Consider the following 16,184-nt stretch of genomic DNA (forward strand, 5'->3'; position numbering starts at 1 on the left):
GGAGTAAGTGTGATTTGAAAACGAGGACTTGTTTTTTAAAGCATTTCTTTTAATTGTTGGGCAAGATTTCTATAATAATCATCCGTATAGTGAACGGGGAATAATCCCAATTTGTGATTGGCATTTCCGATGGGCTCGTCTTTCGATAAAAGCACTTTTGCTTTCGGTAATGCTTTTATAAAAAGATTTGTAACCTTGTGAGTAAGTTCGCGATCCTTTGTATATTCGTCCAAATGATCGAACGTCTTGAATACATTGTTTTCGTCAACGTATTGCTGTGCATATAAAAAATCATTGATAATGATATTTTCTTCGTCGTATTTTCCCCGAATAATTGCGATGAAGCGTTGGACTAAATTTTCCCATTCTTCATCGGATATGGTTTGCGGAGATTTTATGGTATAATCAATGATTTTTTGACTCTTAAGAGCGTTAAGGGTCGGTTTCGTTGTTAAACTGTTACAAATGCAATACTTTTCTAAACCATTAATGCACAAAATGTTTGATCTGCAATCGTAAGTATCGATCATTAAGTATTTGGCTTTGAAGTTTTCTTGAAAATATGGTACGGCTTGCTTGTAAAAATTCAATTTTGCCATTCTGCGAGTAAAATTGGACGTTGCCAGTATTTGATCGTCTTCGATAGGCCAAGGCTCTCCGAAGAGAGTTTGGATTGGATTCTGCAAAATATGATAACCGACCTTGAAATCGGTTGTAAAGTTGAAGATTTCTCTTGATACGCAGGCACCCCAAATATCTATAACCGGCTTATTCTCATTCATAACTTTATCCTCTCTCTTAGTGTAACACTAACAATTATATAATAGTATTTATAACCCAAACCGTCAAGGAGAAAATTGCTCTCGACGGATATGTGTGAGAGGAGCAAAGCGCCGAAAGAATCGTACGAGCCTCTTTTAGAAGGAATTACCGTTGTTGATTTTGTTATACTATAAAAATTGAAATTGCTATTGACCTCATAAGAATTTCGATGATAAACTATAAATAATATTGATTCCTGCTTTTTTAAGTAGAAAATCAAAATGCCGACTTGTCCTGTAAAACTATCAACGTGGAGCTTTCGATCGAAAAATTGACGATCGAGAAATATGTATAAAATGTCAGAAGTATCCGTTTCCGTAATCGTACCTTTCTATGATAATTCCGAGTTTTTGAAGCCGTGCTTGAAGAGCATTCAACGGCAGACTTTGAAAAATTTGGAAGTCATTTTGGTGAGCGACGGCGCTGATCCCAAACTTTTGGGGTCGGTTCGATCCTTTTTGTCGGATGATCGTTTCGTCTTGTTGGAAGAGTCTCACAAAGGAGTCTCTGCCGCGCGGAATTTAGGTATCGAGCGCGCGCACGGGAAATATATTGCTTTTATGGATTCGGACGATTTTTATCCGAATAAACGGACGTTGCAGCGGCTTTTCGAGACTGCCGAAAGAGAGAATGCTCGGATTTGCGGTGGTTCGCTTGCCGAATGCAGGGACGGTTTGTTGGTGCAATCGTTCGGAGAAGATTCGTTCGGGTTCCTTTTCCGCGAAGAAGGTTGGCGCGATTATTCCGATTATCAATTCGATTTGGGGTTCTATCGCTTTATCTATGATCGAAACCTGTTGATCGATAACGCGATCGTTTTTCCGCCCTATATCCGCTATCAAGATCCTCTCTTTTTTATAAAAGCGATGCGCGAAGCTAAGTCGTTTTACGCCGTTCCCGACGTTACCTATTGCTATCGAGTCGGGCATCAATCGAGACTTTACGAATGGAGCGAAGATAAGTGGTCCGATTATTGCAAAGCGATTTTGCAAGAAATGAATCTTGCGAAAGAATTTGGTTATGACGGATTGCTTGAAGTCGCTTGGAAGAGATGCCTTTTCGCTGCGTCAATTTTGTCTATGACTCCGTTTTCGAGCCGATATTCGGAATCGTTGAATGCTGCGCTTGTTGAAAAAAAAGACGGCTTCACCGAGAAAGATTTGTTGGTGGAAGAGCGACGCGTGCTCGGTCGGGAATTGAAGAAAGCGCAGGATGAGATCGACTCGATTCGAAGTTCTCGGACGTACAGATTAGGGCGTCTTCTTACTTTTTTACCTCGTTTGTTAAAGGAAAAAAAACATCGGGAATAATTCGGATGCTTTTAGAAAAAGGCTTGTCATAATCTCGGGTCGGAAATGCAAATGACGGATTTTCAGAGGCGGGTTTTGGAATTTCTTTTGACCGTTCCGAAAGGGGAGGTCGTGACGTATGGGCAGATCGCCCGCGCGCTCGGGAAGCCGAAGGCGGCAAGGGCGGTCGGGAACGCGCTGCATCGGAATCCGGACGGCGAAAAGTACCCCTGTTATAAGGTCGTTCGCGCGGACGGATCGCTTTCTCCCGCCTATGCTTTCGGCGGGGTCGCCGCGCAGCGAGAACGCCTTCTTTCGGAAGGGATCGCCGTTCAAGGCGATCGGGTGGATCTTTCGAAAACCCCGCGCCGTCTCTCTTGAAAACGCCCCTCGTTTCTCCGCACGGTTCGTTTTTTCTTGCGGCGGGGCGCTTCGACGAAAAGGAAGAATTTACGGCGAAAGAACCGCTTTCCCCGTTCGCTCGAAGAAGGAATGCGGGTCGGAAAAATTTTCGGGAAATATCTTGAAAATCCGATTTTTTTGCCTTCCAAAAACTTGACAGGATTTTTTTATTTTATTAAAATAATATAGCTTATGCGTGGAAAAGGCAAAATTAGCCCCTTTGACCCGCCCTCGCGGAGTAAATATTATCGGAGGAAAATCCATGAAGACTTTTATGGCAAAGCCTGAAACGGTGGAAAGAAAGTGGTACGTCGTGGACGCGACCAATATGGTTCTCGGTCGTCTTGCGTCGAACGTCGCTGCGGTTCTCCGCGGCAAGAATAAGCCCATCTTTACCCCGAACGTCGACACAGGCGATTACGTTATCATCATCAACGCGGATAAAGTCCGCTTGACCGGCAAAAAGCTCGAACAAAAGTACTACCGTTATCACACCGGCTATATCGGCGGTTTGAAGGAGATCCAATACAAAGAATTGATGGCGAAGAAACCCGTCCTTGCGGTCGAACTCGCGATCAAAGGTATGCTCCCGAAAAACTCGATCGGCAGACAGATGTTCAGAAAGCTCAAAGTGTATAGCGGCGGCGAGCATCCCCATGCGGCGCAACAGCCTGCCGAACTCAAATTCTAAGTGAGGTGAAAGTATGGCAACGAAGAAAGCGTTAAAGAAAAAATTGCAATATTGGGGAACCGGCCGCAGAAAGAAGGCGATCGCTCGCGTTCGCTTGATCCCCCAAGGCAGCGGCAACATCGTCATCAATAAGCGCACGATCGACGAGTACTTCGGCGGTCTCGAAGTTATGAAGCTCGTCGTCCGTCAACCCCTTGAACTGACGTCCACGCTCGAAAAGTTCGACGTCGCGGTCAACGTCCTCGGCGGCGGCCCCAGCGGTCAAGCCGGTGCGATCCGCCACGGCATCGCTCGCGCGCTCGTCATCGCGGACCCCGAACTCAAATCCCAAATCAAGTCCGCGGGCTTCCTGACCCGTGACCCGAGAATGAAGGAGAGAAAGAAGTACGGTCTTAAAAAGGCTCGTAAGGCTCCGCAATTCAGCAAGCGTTAATCGTTTTACGCAATCAAAAATTCCCGAAGTCATCCTTCGGGAATTTTTTTATCCGAATTTTGTTTGCGGTCACTCCTCGCAGAGAATGTTTTGGATCTTGCCGCCGTCGAAGGTGAAGTCGTAGGTGATAGAGACGGTGCGGTCGGGGAGCCTTTTTTGGACGGCGATCGCGGTTTCGGACGAGGTAAAGAGGGGGTCGCGGATTTTGTCGAACGCGCCGAAATATCGCTTGATCTCTTCGGCGTTCGCGATCTCTGGGGAGAGGTAAGAGAGAATATCCTCTTCGTCGCCTGCAAGGGCGGCTTCGAGAAGCAGCCGACCCGCGTTCCTCTCGCCGAAAACGGGGGACGCGCCGCGCTCGAACGTGCGCTCCGTTAACGCGAAGGACGCGCCTTGCCAAAAGTAGCGCGAAATTCGGGTGCGATCCCGCGCGTCGAAAAGCCTCTCCTTGATCGTGACGTCGTTCCCTTTGGTCTCGATCTCGCCCGCGCCTTCGAGAAGGAGCTTCGCTCCCTCGCGGGTCAATGCGAACAGCGCGATATAATCACCGATCTCGGTTTTCGCCCGAAGGTCGAGGATCGCCGCGCTTTGCCCCGAGAGGATCTCGGCGCGCGCGTTCGTCAGATCGCGGCTTGGAAAAAACTCCGTTCGCGCGCTGCTTTCGATCGCGATCGATCCGTTCGCTCCCTCTCGGATCTCCACGCGGATGGGTTGCCCGTAGGTCGAAAGCTCGATGACTTTCGGAGATGCGATCCTTCGGACGGGCGGTCGGATCTCGACTCCTTTTTTCCAATAGATCGCCCGAAACGCCCCTTTTTCGAATCGGATTTCGCCGCCGATTTCCTCGATCGGGGCGCATCCCGCGCCGCTTCGCGCGATATAGGAAAGCAACTTTTTCTCGTTTTCGATCTTGAATCCCCGCCGAACGGGAAACCCGTCGATAAAAAACTGCCCGTCGAAAACCAGAACTTCCATACGATTACCGCCTTTCTTTTTTTTCTATAATGTATTCTTTTTTATTTCAAAATAGTCGCGCGCGGAGTATAATAAGACTATGTTGCGCTTCAAAAAGTTCGAAAAAGAAGACATAAAGAAGGTCAAGCCTTTTATGGGCGGGAGTTCGCCCATTTGCATGAAAGCGGTCGGCGTGGAATATATGTGGTCGGATTATCTCTCGACCGAGGTCGCCTATTACGAGGGCGGAGTCGTCCTGAAAGAGAGCCTTTTCGGAGCGGAACGCTTTTCCCTGCCGCGCGGCGAGCACCGAGAAGAGGGCGTCCGATTGATCGAAGAATACATCCGCGAAACGGGCGGGGATCTCTGCTTCCATTCGGTGGACGACGAAGAACTTTCCTACCTCTTTTCCCGCTATCCCGCGGTCGAGATCCAAAGCCACCGCGACTATGCGGACTATCTCTATAACGCCGCCGATCTCGCCGAGTACAAAGGCAAAAAGTATCACGGGCAAAAGAATCATTTCAATAAATTCACGCGCGAATATCCGGACTACGAATTTACCCCTTTCGGCGAAAAGGACTTGCCCGACGTGTTCGCCTTTTTGAAAAAGCACGAAGCACTCGCGCCGAGAAGCGAGGGGGAGAGGATCGAATATCGCTGCTGCGAGCGGTTGCTTTCCGCGTTTCGCGAGCTTGATCTTCTGACGGGGATGATCCGCGTCAAAGGGGAGATCGCCGCAATCAGCGTGGGAGAGATCCTCGGCGAGACTTTGATCATTCATATCGAAAAAGCGCTCCCCGATTACGAGGGCATCTATCCGACGATCTGCTCTTTGTTCGCGCGTCGGTACGCGTCGGGGCTGAAATACGTGAACCGAGAAGACGATTCGGGCGATCCGGGGCTTCGGACGAGCAAGACGCAATATCATCCGATCGCGCTTTTGGATAAAAGGCAGGCGTTCTGCCGCTTTTCCCGCGCGTTTTCTCTCCCCGCGATCTTTACGAATCGCCTCGCGATCGATTCGTTCGCTTCTTCCGATATGCCGTTTTACGCCGCGCTTGCGACGGACGACGAACGCAACCGCTATTGGGGTTACGATTACAAAGCGGATCTCGACGGCAACGAACCGACGCCCGCCTATTTCGAAAAGATCCTGCTCTCCGACGAAGGGCGGGGCGTTTGCTATTCTTTCAAGATCGCGCTTCTCTCGGGAGAGCCGATCGGGGAAGCCGTCGTCTATAACTTTCGTGCGGACGGTTCCGCCGAGCTCGGGCTTCGCATCGCCGCGGCGTACGCGGGAAAGGGCTACGGGCGCGAAGCGTTTAAGGCAGTCGCTGACGAGGCTTTGAAAATTCTTCCCGCTCTTCACGCGCGCTGTTTCAAAGAGAATAAGCAAAGCGAAAAAATGATCCTTGCCGCAGGGTTTCGCTCCGTTCGAAAGGATGAGAAAATGCGGTACTTCCGCTTGCTTCGCAAGCAGTGAATTGCGGCGGTTGCCGCGGGAAACGAAAACGAAAAAAGCGCGGGGATCCGCGCTTTTTTTATAAGTTTTTTTTCGAGACACGCGCGAGCGTTACGCGATGGTGATCCCTTTCAAGACGTAGCTGTAATCGCCCTCGACGATTTTCAAAATGACTTTTTTGACGTTCTTGACGTTCATATAATCGTTATTCATCGTGACGGATTCTTTCGCGATCTCCATCGAATAGGATTCCGCGTAGCGGTTGCCCGTGGAAATGCGGAAGACGTAGGCGGGAGTCGCCATATCTTCTTCGGAAGTCTTGCCTTTCGGTTCGAGCGCTTTGATGTTCGCGTTTGCCGTCGCCATCCTCGAAACGGTCAAAGAATCCAAAGTCGCGGTCAGCGCGTTCGGCGCGGAGAAGGTGAGGGAATAGGAAGATTCGTCCACTTTCGTCGCGCGGACGATCGCGTAAAGCATTTCGTTATCGAAGACGGTCGCGTTCTTGATCTTATGGCGGGAAGTCTTTTCTTCTTTCCCGTCGACGAAGAGTTTGGTGCGGGCGTACTTGGAAGAATAGCTGACCTGCATTTCTTTGACGACGCCGTCGATATTCGTCTTTTTATAGCTGTAAACGGGGGTGAATGCGTTCGTGTAAAGGACTTTCGAAGTGATCGAGTCGGAATTAAAGACGCCGTCCATACGAAGATCCATCGAGAGGAGGGTTCCCTTGAAAGAGGTGAAATTCTTTTCGCCGCCTTCCGCCGTCCTGTCGGGAACGGAGACCGCTTCGCCTGTGAGCGGCTCGAATTTCAAAGTCATTTCGCCGACGACGTCGGTTTTATGATAAACGTCGTAAGTAAAAAGCTCGTAGCCGCCCGGGACGTCGCAAACGTAGGCGGTCGAAAGCAGCTGCGCCTGCGAGACGCTCGAACACGCAGTTAGGGCGATCGGAGACGCCGCCACGAGAAGGATCAATACAATCAGTAACGCTTTTTTCATAGTATACCTCTATTAAACCATTTTATATCCCGAATTAAGGATTGTCAAAGGTTTTCTTATGCGTTAAAATATAGATATGGTTACACTTTATAAGGCGCATTCCGTTCGCGAAGGAACGGACGCCGTCCTCTCCACGCTCAAAGAGGGAAACGGTAAAAACATCATCGTCGTTCCCGACGCATTTACGCTCGCTTTCGAAGCGGGCGCTCTTTCACGGCTCGGGAAAGAAAGCAGCTTCGATCTCGAAGTTATGAGTTTCGCGCGCCTTGCGAGCGTCGCGCTCGGCAATAAAATGAAGAAATGTCTCTCGCCCGCAGGCTCCGTCATGCTCCTCGAAAAGGTGATCCGAAAGGGCGAAAAGAACCTCAGAGCGTATGCGCGCGCGGCGAGAAAGCCCGGATTCGCGGAAGAGATGTACGCGGCGCTGACGGCGATCCGAAACAGCGGCGTGACCGCGGAGCGGCTCGAAAAAGCGGCGGATACTCTCGACGGATACGTCCGCGATAAGACGCTCGATATCGCTTATCTTTATCGCTCTTACCTCGAAGAACTCAACCTCGATTATTCGGACAGCACGACCCGCCTCGAAGCTTTAATCTCCGAGATCGAAAAGGAAAAGCTTTTCGGAAACGAGAATTTTTACGTCCTCGATCACACCGATTTCAACGCGAAACAGCTCGGCGTTTTGCGCGCTTTGATGAAGAACGCGCGTTCTTTGACCGGTTCCGTCTCCGTCCCGATGGGCGGCGCCAACGGGCGCGTCTATCCTTCCGCGTATCGGAAGCTGCTCCTCGCCGCGAAGGAAGAGGGCGTCGGCGTTTCGGAAGTCAGCGTTCCCTGCTCTTTGCCCGCCGATAAACGCCTCGTCGCGGAGACGCTGTTCGCTTACGGCTCCGATCAAGGCGCGTCGGACGCGTTTGCTTTGATCGAAGCGAAAGACAAAGAAGAAGAGATCGCCTACCTCGCGACCGAGATCACCCGTCTCGTTCGTTCGGGGGAGATTCGCTACCGCGACGTCGCCGTCATTGCGCCCGACTTCGAGGGCTATCGCCCGCAGTTGGAGCGGGTATTTTCGGAATTCGGGATTCCGTTTTTCTCGGATGAAAGGCTTCCGTTGGACGGATCGGACGTTTTCCGCCATTGGATCGCCGCGTTTGAAGTATGCTCCAAAAACTCCGATCGAAACACGGCGTTTCGCTATCTTTTCCACGAATTGTTTTCGGGCGCGACCCGCGAAGAAAAATTCGCTTTTTACGATTACGCGCTGAAATACGGCGTTCTTTCTTTCCGCGCGCCTTTTTCCCTCGGAGAGGGCGATCCCCTGTTTGCTCCCGCGGAAAAAGTCCGTTCGCTTTTGAATAAAGAACTCGCGCCCCTTTTCGCGCTTCCTTCGAAAGCATCCGTTTCCGTTTTCGCGGAAGCCTTCCGTCGGTTTTTGGAAGCGAACGATTTCGATTCGAAACTCGCGCTTTACGCCGAGAAGGTCTATGACGCGGGATTTCGGAAGGAGAGCGAGATCTTGCGCCAAACGCCCGCGAAGACGATGGAACTTTTGTCTTCTCTTTGCGAGATCCGCGGAGAGGAAGAGCTTTCGATCGAAGAGTTCTTGCTGGCGTTCCGTTCGGGTGCGTCGCAGGTCAAGATCGCCGCGCTTCCCGTCTCGCTGGATTGCGTCTATTTCGCGTCGCCCGAGCAGGTGATGTTCGAGCCGATCGAAGTTCTTTTCGTCCTCGGCGCGGAAGACGGCGCGTTCCCTTTGGAGAAGACCAAAGAGGGAATCCTCGGCGAAAGGGAGTACGCCGCTTGGCGTAACCGAGATATCGTGATCGAGAACGTCGGCGCGGAAGAGCTCGGGCAAAGTCGATTCGGCGCGATGCAACTTTTGCTCCGCGGCGAAAAAACCTATCTTTTACATTCTTCGGGCGAGTTCTCGTCTTGCGCCCGCTTTTTGAAAAACACGTTCGGGGCGAAGGTCGTAAGCGCGGGCGACGCGCTGTCCGCGTTTTCTCCGTCCGATCGGATCCCGACGCGCGCGGTCGCGGAGCGTTTCCTCGTTGAGTCGTCGAGAAAGTATTTCGAGAAGACGCTTCCGAAAAAGGAAGCCGATCTCGCTTTCTCCCTCGGAAAGGCGATGAATAAGCCCTTCCCGATCCCCGCGTTCGCCGCCGAGCAAAAGTCGCTTTCCTCGGGCGCGGAGATCAAAAAAGTCAGCGTCTCCGAACTGGAAACGTATTTTTCCTGCCCGTATATGCATTTCGTTCGCTACGAACTCGGCGCGAAAGATAAGCCGATCGCGAAATCGGATAAAGCCGTCCTCGGCGACGTGATGCATCGGGTCGCGAACGAATTTATGCTGTGGCTGGTCCGAAACGGAAAAGCGCGCCGCGATCTTTCGGATGAGGAAGCGCGGGAGAAAGGGGAGACGCTTGCGAAAGGCGTCTTATCCGAGCCGAGTTATCAGGCGATCGCCCGCGCGGAAGGCGAGCAGTTCCTCGACCGCGCGATCCGCTCCGCGGGGGATATGACCGTCACTTTGAAAAAACAATGCGCGGACTCCGAATTCGAGCCGACCTTTTTCGAGATCGTGTTCGACGAGAACGGACCGATCGCGGGTCTTCCGCTCGGCGACGCGCTTCTTCGCGGCAAGATCGACCGGATCGATCTTTTGGGAAAACACGCCGTCGCGATCGACTATAAGACGGGCGTTTCCGATTATCGGATCAAGCACGTATATTACGGAGAAAAGATCCAACTGCAAATGTATCTCGCCGTCTTGAAAAATGCGGGATACGATCCGACCGCGGCGCTGTACGCCGATATTCGGACGGGATTTAAGAAGCAGGACGCCCGCTTTTTGAAAGGGCAATTTTTGAATGAGAACTGGGTCGCTCTTTCGATCGATCAAAAGATCGCGAGCGGCGAAGGAACTTGGACGGGACTTTCCTTGAAAGGCGACGCGCTCGAAGGAAAGGCGGCGGACGCCGCGCTCCTCTCCGAAGCGCAGATGAAAAGCGTCCTGACGTACGTTAAAGAGTTGTCCGAAGGCGCAATCAAAGAGATGAAAGAAGGATTTATCGCTCCGTATCCGCTCGTCGAAAGCGAGAACGAGCGCGCGTATCCTTGTTCGTATTGCGATGCGAAGAACGTTTGTCTGCGCGCTTTTCGGCATAAGCGCGGAATGAAAGGCGACGTAAAACTCGATTCGATCGAGCAGATCGTCGGGGAGGAGGAAGTATGACGGACGAAAGAAGAAAGCGCGTGACGACCGAGCAAGGCAGGGCGATCGAAAGCGAAAAAAAGAACGTCGTCGTTTCCGCTTCCGCTGGCAGCGGCAAGACGACGACGATGGTCAGCCGCGTCGTCGAGCTCATCAAAGAAAAAAAGATCAAGACGCGCGAGATCGCGATGATGACCTTTACCGAAGCCTCCGCGAGAGAGATGCTTTCGAGGCTCGGAGATCGCTTGATCGAAGAGATCAAACTATCGAAAGGAGAGGAGCGCGAAGCCCTCGTCGCCGCGCTCGACGAGCTTCCCTTTTTGTCATGCGGAACGATCCACTCTTTTTGTCTCAAACTCATCAAATCGCATTTCGAGCTTCTCGGGATCTCGCCCGCCTCTTCGGTCACGGACGAAGATTCCGCGGATTATTTCAAAAAGCAGGCGTTCAAGAATCTTTTGAAAAAGAACTACGAAAAGGATAAAGAGAGCTTCCTTTCTTTTACCCGAACGTTCGAAGAGAATAAGGACGAAAAACTCGAAAAGTGCGTCTTCCGCCTGTACGATATGATGACGACGTCCGAGGAGCGCGAAGGCTATTTCGTTCGCGCGAAAGCGATCGCGAACGCCCCTCTCGAAGAAACGCCTTACGCTTCATACTATCTTTCCTATTTCAAACGTCGAGCCCTTCTCGCGGCGCGCGAATTGACCTCTTTCGCGGAAGAAGCGCGCGCTCGCGGCGCGAAAAAATACGGAGAAAAGATCGCGCAACAGCTCGGTGCCATTACGGGCGATTGCCTGAACTGCACGTCGCTTCGGGATATTTTCCTGACCGTGGATCGGATTCCGAAACGGACGATCTCCGTTTCGCCCTCGGAAAACCGCGAGTTTCCCGAGCTCAAAGCGCGCGGCGACGTCGTCTTTAAGATCTCCAAAGATTTCTTCGACGAAATGAAAAACCTCGTTAAGGATTACGGCTCTTTCGAGGCTTTGAAAAAGGATTACGCCGAGTCCGCGAAAACGATCTCCGATTTCATTGATTTTACGCAGGCGTTTTCCGAGGAATACGCGGCGATCAAAGAGCGGGAAAAAGTCCTCGATTACGGCGATCTCGAAAAGTACGCGCTCGAACTCCTCGCGAGATCCGAGATCCGCGACGCGCTCGGGTTCCGCTACGTCCTCGTGGACGAATGTCAGGACGTAAACCCCGTTCAGAACACGATCATTCGCCTGATCTCCGAAAAGGGCGACCTCTTTACGGTCGGCGACGTAAAGCAAAGCATTTATCGTTTCCGACTTGCGGATCCCGCCCTGTTTTTGAACCGCATGCGCGACGCGGAAACGGATCCCGCGGCTTCGGAAGTCATTCTGTTCGATAAAAACTTCCGTTCTTCGCCCGCCGTCGTCTCTTTTGTCAATCGGGTCTTCTCTTCGATCATGACCGAATCGTTCGGCGGCGTGGATTACAAAAAGCATTTGCTGGTCGGCAGAGAAAGCGACCCGTCGGTCGGGAAGGAAGGCGAAGTCGGGATCTTTTTCGCGCCCGAGCGGGAAAGGGAAACCTTCGAGGTCGAAGAGGTTTACAGCGTTCGAAAGGCGACCGAAGAAGAAAAAGAGGAAGAAGAGAATTGCCCCGAAGGAATTCGGATCCTGAAAAAACTTCGGGAGATCGTCGGTTCCGAGTTGTTCGACGCGCGCGCGAAAAAACCGTTTACGGTGTCGTACGGCGATATCGCGATCCTTGCGGCGAAGCGAAACGGAACTTCGATGAAGACGATCCGATACCTCGTAAAGAAAGGGATCCCCTTAAATCTCGGCGATTTTCTGAAAGAGGAAGCGAGCGCGGAAGAAGATCAACTCGTCGATCTGTTCCGTTTGCTTTTGAGCCCCGCGGACGATTACGCGCTTTTGTCCGTTCTCCGCTCTCCGATCTTTTCTTTTACGAGCGAAGAGATCGCGGAGATCGGGCGCGAGCCCGGGAAGACTTTTTACGAAAAGGCGCGGGCTTTTACGCAAGACCCGAGGGGCGAAAAAATCCGAGATGCCTTTTCGTTCCTCGATGAAACGCGCTTTTTGGCGTCCGTCCTTCCGCTCGACGAGCTTGCGGCGAAGATCGTGCGCGAGCGTTTCTCTCTTCCCTTATTGAAAGAATCGGACGGCAGAGTCCGCCTCGGTAAACTCCTTACCTTCGTCCGCTCGATCAAAGGCAGAAAGGAATCGGTCGGGCTGTCGGAATTCATCTCGTTTTACGACGAGAACCGCGACAGGACGTACGCGGGAGAGGTCGAGGATAAAAACGCGATCTCGGTCATGACCGTGCACGGCAGCAAGGGACTCGAATTCCCGGTGGTCTTTTTGATAGGAACGGGGTCGAGCGTAAACCCGAGCGCGGACACGCTTCCCGTCCTCGTCGACCGCGATCTCGGCGTCGCGAAAAGCATCGCGGACGAATCTTCGTTTGAGAACAGAAAGAATTTTGCGGTCGAATGCGTCAAGAAAAAGAAAAGAGAAGAGAGTCGTGAAGACGCGCTTCGGCTTTTGTACGTCGCTTTGACGCGCGCGAAAAATTCGCTGTACGTCACGGGTACGCTCGACGCGAAGCGATACGCTTCGCCGTCCGCGCCCGAACTCGCGTCTTCTTCCGCCGAGTGGATCGCCTATGCGACCCGCGATCTCGGGATCATCGAAAGATCCCCGATCGAAGAGGAGAGCGAGGTGTTGCAGGTTGAGGAAACGAAATCGTTTGACGAAACGGACGTTTCGAAGGTTCTTGCCGGGTTCGATTACGTTTATCCCCATCAAAGTTCGACGGTTACGGGTATAAAATACACGGTTACGGGTATAAATAGTACGGATGAAGAAGGCTTCGTTCCGCCGACGCCGCTTTTCGCGGAGGACAGGACGCAGCGAGGCGTCGCGTTCCACGCCGTTATGGAAAACCTTCCGCTTGACGTCGAGACGACGGACGACGTCGTCTGCGCGTTGGAGAATCTCGTTTTCCAAGGCGTTTTGACGGAAGAAGAAAAAGCTGAGATCGACCCTTCGCTCGCTTTGGCGGCGGCAAAAACGATTGCGAAGCTAACGGAAGGAATGAAGGTCGGGAGGGAAAAAAGCTTTATGATGCTTCTTCCCGCGGAGAGCGTTTCGTCTCTGAATTTCAGGGAAGGATCGGCGGCGGGCGGCGACGAAGTTTCGGTGCAGGGCAAGATCGATCTTCTCGCGCTTTCGGAGGGTCGGGCGATCATCGTCGACTATAAATTATCCGAGGCGCCTTCTTCCATTCTGAAAGAACGATATCGCGCGCAGCTCGATCTGTACGAGCTTGCCGTTCGTAAGGCGTACGGCTCGGTCGCGGTCGAAAAATATATTTTCGTCCTCGGGAGAAACGAATTGATCTCTTTGTGAGTCCCGGGGCAAAGGAGCGCCCCGTGGAAGGCTTTTTCAGCGGATCGGTCATTTTACTTTATATGGTCGCGCGAAACGCGTCCGAGTATATATTTCTTTCTTCGTGTCTGTTTCCGATCGGATTCGTTTTGCTCGCCTCCCTTTGTCTGCATTTCGGCGCGCCGGGCGGGATCCTTTCGGCGTATCGAAGATCGAAAAAAGTCCTTGCGAACGGCGTGATCTCGGGGGCGGATCGGGAAGCCTTTCGCGACGTGTGCTTGAAGGACGCGCCCGCTTCGTTAAAGATGGCGTTTCTGGCGTTTGCCGAGGGGGAGATCTCCGCCTTTGCTTTTTCCGAAAAAGCGCGAGAAAGCGTAAAAGATCGCCGCGCGTTTTATTTCGGCGTGTATTTCGGGCTTTCGATCGCGCTTTCCGTCCTCGTCTTTCTTTCCTTTTATTTTCTTTGCCCGTTGAGCGAAGCGTTTTTACGCTTCGCGATCTCGCTGTTTTTCGTGACGCCGAACGGCGCGATCCTTTTCTTTTTGACGCACGGGTACGCCGTCGCGTCGGAAAAAGCCGCGGTGGGACTCGCCGAGCTGTTGGACGGGAAACTGCTTCGCGTTAAGCCGTCGGGAGAGGACCTTTATCCCGCGCTTCGATATACGGGTGCGGACGTTCCGTCGGCGCCGATCGAATCGGACGAGAGAAAAACGCCCGAGGAGAGACGGGAAGAGAAATGCGGGAGCGACGGCGAACTCGGCGAGGAAGGGCTCGAACGATTGCGGCAAGTTTTGCGGGAAATCGATATGCAGAATATATGATTTCGCGCGCGTATGCGCGAAGAACGAAAAAACCGAATTTTTTTCGTCAATATACTTGCGGTCGGCGAAAAATAATGATAAACTGCATTTAGAATAAGAGGAGGGAGGAGATATGGATCCTGACGAAGATAATACTATGAAGTCTGTATCCGTCCGCTCCGGGTCTTGATTTTTTTCGCCCCCTGCGGATCTGTCCGAGGAGGCGCTTATGATCGATATCCTTTACAACGATTCCAATAAAAATCTTTGCACTTATCCCGAAGGTAATGAGTTTACTTCCGAATTTTTAGTCAATAAATGGGTCAATCTCGTTAACCCGGACGATCGCGAGATCGAAAAGATCGCGGCGATGACGGGGATCAGCGAGGACGGCATCAAAGCCGCTCTCGATGAAGAAGAGCGCGCCCGTATCGACAAAGAGGACGATTGCGTGATGATCCTTTTGGACGTCCCGATCATCGAGGAAGATCCCGAGAACGATTACTATACCTACGGCACGATCCCTATGAGTATCATACATAAGGATAATTTCCTCGTGACCGTTTGTTTGAAAGAAAACTCCGTTATCAACGATTTCAAGTACGGAAGGGTCAAGAACGTCGAAACGCAGAAATCCACTCGTTTGACCTTCCAACTTCTGTACGCGATCTCGACGAAGTATCTCTATTATCTCCGCTTGATCAATAAAGCGAGCCAACGCTTGCAGTCCAATCTCGAAAAGAATATGTCCAACGACGCTCTTCTCGAAATGCTCGACCTGCAAAAATCTCTCGTCTATTTCAGCACCTCCATCTCGGCGAACGACGCGGTCATCGAGAAACTCAACAAGCAATCCTATCTCAAAAAGTACGAAGAGGATCAGGACGTGATCGACGACGCGAGCATCGAGAACAAGCAGGCGGCGGAAATGTGTTCGATCTATCGCGAGATCATGAACGGGACGATGGAAGCTTACGGGACGATTATCTCCAATAACCTGAACGGCATTATGAAAGTGCTCGCCGCTTTGACTCTGGTATTGTCCGTTCCGACCTTGATCGCCAGCCTTTTCGGCATGAATCTCGGCGGGATCCCGGGGGAACACAGCGTCTGGGGCTTCGGCGTCGTTTGCGCGGTTTCCTTTATCCTCGCGGTCATTTCGGGTATCTTTCTTTACAAGAAAAAGATGTTCTGATTTCGCCTTTTTCGGGGTATTTTCGGGGTTGAAAATTTTTTTTGAAAAACCCTAAAAAATTCGAAAAAAAGCATTGACAAAAGTTTTTAATAATGCTACCATTATAAAGCTGTCTTTCGAAGAAGTTTAGCTTACAACGGGGGTGTAGCTCAGTTGGTAGAGCGCCTGCCTTGCAAGCAGGAGGTCACCGGTTCGAACCCGATCATCTCCACCAATTATATGGACTAATAGCTCAGTTGGTTAGAGCACACGCCTGATAAGCGTGAGGTCGGTAGTTCGAGTCTACTTTAGTCCACCAAAGCGAGAGATCGCGAAACGCAACTGTCGTTGCGGAAAGCACATTGACAACTGCATAGGAAGTTTTGTGTCACGACACTCAGGAGTGACATGAAGCTTCGTCAATTAGAAAAAATATCTTAATTATGAAGAGTAAAGAGTAATACGAATCAAATTCACTATATAGATATTTTGCTGAGGATACATTAAAACTAACGAGAAGTTAAAAAAGACTTTAAGAGATTAAGCTACGAAGAG

General features: G+C 51.5%; 12 protein-coding genes and 2 tRNA genes. 11 read left to right on the top strand and 3 right to left on the bottom strand.

Features of this window, described 5'->3' with window-relative positions:
- Nucleotides 1-35: 35 nt before the first annotated feature.
- Nucleotides 36-782 carry a DUF6270 domain-containing protein gene (locus tag K5753_02045; protein ID MCR4725984.1) on the bottom strand — a complete coding sequence of 249 codons (747 nt, stop codon included), beginning with the start codon at nt 780-782 and terminating at the stop codon, nt 36-38.
- Nucleotides 783-1,118: 336 nt separating this feature from the next.
- On the opposite strand from K5753_02045, the gene K5753_02050 reads away from it, so the two are divergent.
- From K5753_02050 to rpsI, 4 genes are all read left to right on the top strand, one after another.
- Nucleotides 1,119-2,132, top strand: a complete 1,014-nt coding sequence (locus K5753_02050) for a glycosyltransferase family 2 protein (GenBank protein ID MCR4725985.1) — start codon at nt 1,119-1,121, stop codon at nt 2,130-2,132.
- Between the two features lie 51 nt (nt 2,133-2,183).
- Nucleotides 2,184-2,492 (top strand): MGMT family protein, encoded by a 309-nt coding sequence (locus tag K5753_02055; GenBank protein MCR4725986.1) that lies wholly within the window; start codon nt 2,184-2,186, stop codon nt 2,490-2,492.
- Between the two features lie 283 nt (nt 2,493-2,775).
- Nucleotides 2,776-3,204, top strand: a complete 429-nt coding sequence (rplM, locus tag K5753_02060) for a 50S ribosomal protein L13 (protein MCR4725987.1) — start codon at nt 2,776-2,778, stop codon at nt 3,202-3,204.
- A gap of 13 nt (nt 3,205-3,217) precedes the next feature.
- Nucleotides 3,218-3,637, top strand: a complete 420-nt coding sequence (gene rpsI / locus K5753_02065) for a 30S ribosomal protein S9 (GenBank protein MCR4725988.1) — start codon at nt 3,218-3,220, stop codon at nt 3,635-3,637.
- A gap of 69 nt (nt 3,638-3,706) precedes the next feature.
- On the opposite strand, the gene K5753_02070 is transcribed toward rpsI, so the two are convergent.
- On the bottom strand, nt 3,707-4,612 hold the full coding sequence (locus K5753_02070) for a hypothetical protein (protein ID MCR4725989.1): 906 nt from the start codon (nt 4,610-4,612) through the stop codon (nt 3,707-3,709).
- Nucleotides 4,613-4,691: 79 nt separating this feature from the next.
- Between K5753_02070 and K5753_02075 the strand changes: the two genes are divergently transcribed.
- Nucleotides 4,692-6,077, top strand: a complete 1,386-nt coding sequence (locus K5753_02075; protein MCR4725990.1) for a GNAT family N-acetyltransferase — start codon at nt 4,692-4,694, stop codon at nt 6,075-6,077.
- A 90-nt stretch (nt 6,078-6,167) separates the two neighbouring features.
- Here K5753_02075 and K5753_02080 read toward each other — a convergent pair whose 3' ends face one another.
- On the bottom strand, nt 6,168-7,055 hold the full coding sequence (locus K5753_02080) for a hypothetical protein (protein ID MCR4725991.1): 888 nt from the start codon (nt 7,053-7,055) through the stop codon (nt 6,168-6,170).
- A 76-nt stretch (nt 7,056-7,131) separates the two neighbouring features.
- On the opposite strand from K5753_02080, the gene K5753_02085 reads away from it, so the two are divergent.
- From K5753_02085 to K5753_02110, 6 genes are all read left to right on the top strand, one after another.
- Nucleotides 7,132-10,293, top strand: coding sequence for a PD-(D/E)XK nuclease family protein (locus tag K5753_02085; protein ID MCR4725992.1), 3,162 nt, complete (start codon nt 7,132-7,134; stop codon nt 10,291-10,293).
- Nucleotides 10,290-13,676 carry a UvrD-helicase domain-containing protein gene (locus tag K5753_02090; GenBank protein ID MCR4725993.1) on the top strand — a complete coding sequence of 1,129 codons (3,387 nt, stop codon included), beginning with the start codon at nt 10,290-10,292 and terminating at the stop codon, nt 13,674-13,676. The genes K5753_02085 and K5753_02090 overlap by 4 nt, the downstream gene beginning before the upstream one ends.
- Nucleotides 13,673-14,476 carry a hypothetical protein gene (locus K5753_02095; GenBank protein MCR4725994.1) on the top strand — a complete coding sequence of 268 codons (804 nt, stop codon included), beginning with the start codon at nt 13,673-13,675 and terminating at the stop codon, nt 14,474-14,476. Before K5753_02090 ends, K5753_02095 begins: the two co-directional genes overlap by 4 nt.
- Nucleotides 14,477-14,684: 208 nt before the next feature.
- Nucleotides 14,685-15,650, top strand: coding sequence for a magnesium transporter CorA family protein (locus K5753_02100; protein MCR4725995.1), 966 nt, complete (start codon nt 14,685-14,687; stop codon nt 15,648-15,650).
- Nucleotides 15,651-15,788: 138 nt separating this feature from the next.
- Nucleotides 15,789-15,864, top strand: a tRNA-Ala gene (locus tag K5753_02105).
- Between the two features lie 7 nt (nt 15,865-15,871).
- A tRNA-Ile gene (locus tag K5753_02110) sits at nt 15,872-15,948 on the top strand.
- Nucleotides 15,949-16,184: the final 236 nt, after the last annotated feature.

This window comes from Clostridia bacterium, assembly GCA_024685775.1.
Taxonomy (GTDB): Bacteria; Bacillota; Clostridia; order Christensenellales; family CAG-1252; genus CAG-1252.

Coding starts and splice junctions, on each gene's coding strand:
- K5753_02045 (MCR4725984.1), bottom strand. CDS start 782: ATGAATGAGAATAAGCCGGTTATAGATATTTGGGGTGCCTGCGTATCA.
- K5753_02050 (MCR4725985.1), top strand. CDS start 1,119: ATGTCAGAAGTATCCGTTTCCGTAATCGTACCTTTCTATGATAATTCC.
- K5753_02055 (MCR4725986.1), top strand. CDS start 2,184: ATGACGGATTTTCAGAGGCGGGTTTTGGAATTTCTTTTGACCGTTCCG.
- rplM (MCR4725987.1), top strand. CDS start 2,776: ATGAAGACTTTTATGGCAAAGCCTGAAACGGTGGAAAGAAAGTGGTAC.
- rpsI (MCR4725988.1), top strand. CDS start 3,218: ATGGCAACGAAGAAAGCGTTAAAGAAAAAATTGCAATATTGGGGAACC.
- K5753_02070 (MCR4725989.1), bottom strand. CDS start 4,612: ATGGAAGTTCTGGTTTTCGACGGGCAGTTTTTTATCGACGGGTTTCCC.
- K5753_02075 (MCR4725990.1), top strand. CDS start 4,692: ATGTTGCGCTTCAAAAAGTTCGAAAAAGAAGACATAAAGAAGGTCAAG.
- K5753_02080 (MCR4725991.1), bottom strand. CDS start 7,055: ATGAAAAAAGCGTTACTGATTGTATTGATCCTTCTCGTGGCGGCGTCT.
- K5753_02085 (MCR4725992.1), top strand. CDS start 7,132: ATGGTTACACTTTATAAGGCGCATTCCGTTCGCGAAGGAACGGACGCC.
- K5753_02090 (MCR4725993.1), top strand. CDS start 10,290: ATGACGGACGAAAGAAGAAAGCGCGTGACGACCGAGCAAGGCAGGGCG.
- K5753_02100 (MCR4725995.1), top strand. CDS start 14,685: ATGATCGATATCCTTTACAACGATTCCAATAAAAATCTTTGCACTTAT.